This window comes from Cellulomonas massiliensis JC225 (assembly GCF_000312005.1).
Taxonomy (GTDB): domain Bacteria; phylum Actinomycetota; class Actinomycetes; order Actinomycetales; family Cellulomonadaceae; genus Cellulomonas; species Cellulomonas massiliensis.
On record NZ_HE978588.1, the window covers coordinates 1,245,285 to 1,249,844 of the forward strand.

Consider the following 4,560-nt stretch of genomic DNA (forward strand, 5'->3'; position numbering starts at 1 on the left):
CCGACGCCGGTGCGTCCGGCGGCGCCGCCGCGGACCGGGACGCCACGGCGACGTGGGAGGGCGCGCCCGTCGACCCGCTGACGCCGGGCGGCTCCGCGCCCAGCGCGCCGGGCAGCCTGTCGGGCATGGGCACCGCCGAGGGGCGCAGCTCCTTCGTCGGCTACGGACGGACGGTGTTCACGGCGTCCGGGCTCTCGTCGGAGGGCGGCTCGCGGCACGTCTACGGCTTCGACGCGGCGGGCACGGTCTCGCAGGACACCGCGGTGCGCGTCGCGCACGCGCTCGGCATGAACGGCACGGCGCGCGAGGAGTACGGCGTCTGGTACGTCGAGGACGGGGCCCGGACGCTCAGCCTGCAGCCCGACGGCATCGGCAGCCTCTCGTACTCCGACGCGGCGCACGACCCGTGGGCGTGCGAGAAGCTGGTCGCGCCCGACCGGGCGACGACCGACGACGGGGGCGACGGGCCGTCCTCGAGCCTCGCCACCCCCGAGCCGCTGCCGCAGCCGGCGTGCGACGACGCGACCGGGGCGACCGTCACCGCGGCGCGCGCCCGGACGCTCGTGGCGGAGTTCCTCGACGCGGCGGGCCTGGACGCGGCCGACTTCCAGGTCGAGGTGGCCACCCAGGGCGTGACGACGGCCACGGCGGCGCTCACCGTTGACGGCGCGCCGACCGGGCTGTCCTGGTCGTTCACGCTCACCGACGACCGCGTGCAGTCGGCCTGGGGCGGGATCGCCCCGCTGGTGGACCTCGGCGCCTACGCCACCGTGAGCCCGCGCACGGCCGTCGACCGGCTCGCCGACCCGCGGTTCGGCTCCTCCTGGGGCTGGGCCGCCACGGCCCGCGGCGGCGTGGCGGCGGCGGACGACGCGGCGAAGGCCGCCGAGCCCGGCGCGGCGGCGGTCGAGCCGTCGGTCCCCGCGGCGAGCGTGCCGCCGACGCCGCGGTCCGGCGCCGACCTCGCGTGGCCCGTGCAGCGCGTGACGATCACGTCGGCCACGCTCACGTCCCAGGTGACGTGGCTCGGCGACGGCTCCGCGGTGCTCGCGCCGACGTGGACGCTGCGCTCGGCGGACGGGGGCGAGTGGGCGGTCGTCGCGGTCGCGGACGACCGGCTGGACTTCTCCGCGCGCTGACGCGGGGACGGACGTGAGGCCGGCCGGTGCGGAGGGGCACCGGCCGGCCTCATGACGTCGGCGCCGTGCCCTACCGTGCGGGTATGCCCGACGCCGGCCGGCTGCTGCTGCTCGACTCCGCCTCGCTGTACTTCCGCGCGTTCTTCGGCGTGCCCGACTCCGTGAAGGCGCCGGACGGCACGCCGGTCAACGCGGTGCGCGGCCTGCTCGACATGATCGCCACGCTCGTGACCGACCGCCGTCCCACGCGCCTGGTGGCGTGCTGGGACGACGACTGGCGCCCGGCGTTCCGCGTCGAGGCGATCCCCTCGTACAAGGCGCACCGCGTGGCCACCGAGGTGCCCGGCACGACGGGCGTCGAGGAGGTGCCGGACCTGCTGACGCCGCAGGTGCCGGTCATCGCCGCGGTGCTGGCGGCCCTCGGTATCGCCCGCGTCGGCGCCCCGGGGTACGAGGCGGACGACGTGATCGGCACGCTCGTCGCGCGCGAGCAGGCCGCCGCCGCCCCGCACCCCGTCGACGTCGTCACGGGCGACCGGGACCTGTTCCAGCTCGTCGACGACGCGACGCCCGTGCGGGTGCTGTACACCGTCAAGGGGATCCGGGACCTCGACGTCGTGGACGAGGCGCGGCTCGCGGACCGCTACGGCGTGCGCTCGGGCGCGGCCTACGCGGACCTCGCGACGCTCCGCGGCGATCCCAGCGACGGACTGCCGGGGGTGCCCGGGATCGGGGAGAAGACGGCGGCGGCGCTGCTGGCGCGCTACGGCTCGCTCGACGGGGTCCTCGCGGCCCGCGACTCCGGCGACGCGGGGCTCACCGCGACGCAGCGCCGTCGGCTCACCGAGGCGGCCGACTACCTCGCCGTCGCGCCGACGGTGGTGCGCGTCGCTCGCGACGCGCCGGTCGGCGACGTCGCCGACGCGCTGCCGCGCACGCCCGCCGATCCGGACGCGCTCGTCGCGCTCGCGGAGCGCTGGGGCCTGACGTCGAGCGTCACGCGGGTGGTCGACGCGCTCGCGCGCTGACGGCTCAGCGGGTCCAGACGAGGTCGCCGGCCGCCACCCAGCCGTCCTCCGCGTCGGGCTGCGGGCCGCCCGCGGTCACGAGGCGCAGGGTGTCGTCGACCGGGATCCACGCGCCGGGCGCGGCGGGCACGCACAGCCGGGACGGGAGGTCGCCGCGCGGCACGGTGACGACGCACAGCTGGCCCTGCGTGCCGACCGCCGCGTAGTGGGCGCCCGTGCGGGTCGTGGCGATCAGCCGGGTCGAGCCCGGCCGCACGTCGAGGTCCTGCAGGTCCGTGCCCGAGACGGCGTCCTGCGCGGTCGCGGCGGCGGCGAGGGCCGGGACGAGCTCCTCGGCGGTGACCGCGTCGGTGGCGGGCCCCGAGCGCAGGGCGAGGGCGCCGACGACCCCCGCGCCGACGAGCAGGGCGGCGACCACCGCGGCGAGCAGGGCGCGCCGCCCGCGACCGTGCCCGCTGCGCTCCTGGCCCGCGTCGTCCTCGCGCTCCGCGTCGTCGAGGAAGGCCGCCTCGAAGGTGTCGACGTCGTAGGTCGTCATGCCTCCATCATCGGCCTCCCGGGCCCCGGACCTGAGCCGACGCGCCCGGATCGTCCCGTCCGGGTGGACGCCTCCGGGTGGATCGCGGCGGGTCAGGCCTGCGCCGGCCGGGCGAGCTCGGCGAGCGCGTCCGCCCGCAGCAGGCGCACGCGCGCGGTGAACCAGCCGGGGCGCGCGTCCGGCCACGCGGCGACGACCAGCGGGAGGGGCGCCACGACGTAGGCGGCGGCGCGGTCGGCGACGACGAGCTCGCCGTCGGCGGCCCGGGCGCACCAGTGCAGCGAGCCGACGTGCCACACGAGGAGGTCGCCGAGCGCGACGCCGAACGCGTCGGTCAGGGGTGCCGGGTCCGGGCGGTCCTCGAGGCCGTCCCAGGCGGCGTGCACCTGGTCGAACAGCGTGCCCACGGCGTGCTCGTCCACCCCGTCGCACAGCTCCGCGACGAGCTCGCGCTGCAGCGCCGTCCACGCCTGCTGGGCGGCGTCGAGCGGCCGGTTCCCGCTCTGCGACCCGTCGGCAGGCAGGTGCGGCGAAGGCACCAGGGGCATGTCGGACGCATCGGGAGGAAGCGGTGGCGACTTGACCTGCGGCCCGGTGACGGGGGCCGCTGTCGCCCGGACGGGCGCGGCGGCGCGGCGTGTCGGGCCGCGGGCGTCGCCCGGACGGGTGGCCGGCGGCCCGGTCAGCGCCCGGTCAGCGCAACGGCACGAACGAGTACGTGCCGTGCTGCGAGACCTGCACGCCGTCGGGGGTGCGCACCACGAGGTGCATGGTGGACCGGACCGGCACGACCATGCGCCCGCCGGGCGCGAGCTGCGCGACGAGGGCGTCCGGCAGCTCGGCGGCCGCCGCTGAGACGAGCACGCGGTCCCAGCCGCCCGGCACGGGACGGCCGAGCTCGCCCGGCGTCGCCACCTCGAGTCCGGCCCACGGCACGTCGTGCGCCGCGACGTTGCGCGCGCCCCACGCGGCGATCTCGGGGTCGAGCTCCAGCCCGAGCACGCGCCCCGACGGGCCAACGAGGGTCGCGAGGAGGACCGTGGTCCAGCCCGAGCCGGCGCCGACGTCGAGGACCCGCGCGCCCGGCGGCACGTCGAGCAGCCGCAGCATGGCCGCGACGGTGGTCGGCTGGCTGCAGGTCGACCCGTGCCACAGCGGCAGGGCCTGGTCGACGCCGGCGCGGCGCCGCTGCGCCGGCGGCAGGAACCCGACGCGCGGGACCGCGCGCATCGCCTCCGCGACCGCGTCGGACGGCGCACCGGTCCGGTCCATCCGTCGACCCTACGGAACGGGGACGGCCGCCTCGACCGGGGCGGGCCCGCTCGCCCGGACCAGCGGGGGACGCCCCGGGCGGCCGGGTGCGCGGCGCGACTCGATGCCGTCGAGGGTGCTCGCGCGCCAGACCGCGCCGCCGTTGAGCCGACCGTCGGGCGCGGGCAGCCAGGCCACCCGGCGGGAGAGCCAGGCGCGCACCGTCGAGGGTCCGACGCCCAGCCGCGCGGCGAGCCGGCCGACGTCGTAGAGGTCGTCGAGACCGCCCGCCGCCGGCGCGTCGAGGTCCGGGCGCGTCACGGGGGCAGGGTAGGCCCCGGACGCTCGATGTGACGAGCGCCACGCCGTTGCAGGTCAGCGCGTCGCGACGCCAACGCGAGGCGACTCGTCCGGGTTTGCCACGGAACGCGGTGATCTGCAGCGCATGCGCGACAGAATCTTCACAAGACTTGCCCCGCCCCCGGGCTCAAGTCGTCCAGGACGGTCGTCCGAGACACCTACCGTGAAGAGCGTGCGTGCCTTGCCCGAGCGGCGGCGGTCCGCCGGCGGCAGGCACGCCGCCGCGCCCACCGCGCCCACCGAC

General features: G+C 78.1%; 6 protein-coding genes. 2 read left to right on the forward strand and 4 right to left on the reverse strand.

Annotation, left to right across the window (positions count from 1 at the left end; genetic code table 11):
• Both HGCM_RS17155 and HGCM_RS05875 read left to right on the forward strand, forming a co-directional pair.
• Positions 1 to 1,139, forward strand: a 1,139-nt coding sequence (locus HGCM_RS17155; protein WP_040398963.1) for a hypothetical protein, incomplete at its 5' end; no start/stop codon positions are given.
• An 83-nt stretch (positions 1,140 to 1,222) separates the two neighbouring features.
• Positions 1,223 to 2,167 (forward strand): 5'-3' exonuclease, encoded by a 945-nt coding sequence (locus HGCM_RS05875; RefSeq protein WP_019135935.1) that lies wholly within the window; start codon positions 1,223 to 1,225, stop codon positions 2,165 to 2,167.
• A 4-nt stretch (positions 2,168 to 2,171) separates the two neighbouring features.
• Here the strand turns inward: HGCM_RS05875 and HGCM_RS05880 are convergent, their stop codons facing one another.
• The 4 genes from HGCM_RS05880 to HGCM_RS05895 all read right to left on the reverse strand — a co-directional run bounded on the left by HGCM_RS05880 (position 2,172) and on the right by HGCM_RS05895 (position 4,277).
• Positions 2,172 to 2,705: a hypothetical protein gene (locus tag HGCM_RS05880; protein WP_019135936.1), complete on the reverse strand. Its 534-nt coding sequence runs from the start codon at positions 2,703 to 2,705 to the stop codon at positions 2,172 to 2,174.
• A 92-nt stretch (positions 2,706 to 2,797) separates the two neighbouring features.
• Positions 2,798 to 3,244: a hypothetical protein gene (locus HGCM_RS05885; protein WP_218917038.1), complete on the reverse strand. Its 447-nt coding sequence runs from the start codon at positions 3,242 to 3,244 to the stop codon at positions 2,798 to 2,800.
• A gap of 154 nt (positions 3,245 to 3,398) precedes the next feature.
• The gene (locus tag HGCM_RS05890; RefSeq protein ID WP_019135938.1) at positions 3,399 to 3,977 is read right to left on the reverse strand and encodes a protein-L-isoaspartate O-methyltransferase family protein; all 579 of its coding nucleotides are present in this window, start codon (positions 3,975 to 3,977) and stop codon (positions 3,399 to 3,401) included.
• 9 nt (positions 3,978 to 3,986) lie between these two features.
• The gene (locus HGCM_RS05895; protein ID WP_019135939.1) at positions 3,987 to 4,277 is read right to left on the reverse strand and encodes a hypothetical protein; all 291 of its coding nucleotides are present in this window, start codon (positions 4,275 to 4,277) and stop codon (positions 3,987 to 3,989) included.
• Between the last annotated feature and the right edge of the window lie 283 nt (positions 4,278 to 4,560).

Excerpts from the sequence above, each read along its gene's own strand:
- HGCM_RS05875 (WP_019135935.1), top strand. The coding sequence starts at position 1,223 with ATGCCCGACGCCGGCCGGCTGCTGCTGCTCGACTCCGCCTCGCTGTAC.
- HGCM_RS05880 (WP_019135936.1), bottom strand. The coding sequence starts at position 2,705 with ATGACGACCTACGACGTCGACACCTTCGAGGCGGCCTTCCTCGACGAC.
- HGCM_RS05890 (WP_019135938.1), bottom strand. The coding sequence starts at position 3,977 with ATGGACCGGACCGGTGCGCCGTCCGACGCGGTCGCGGAGGCGATGCGC.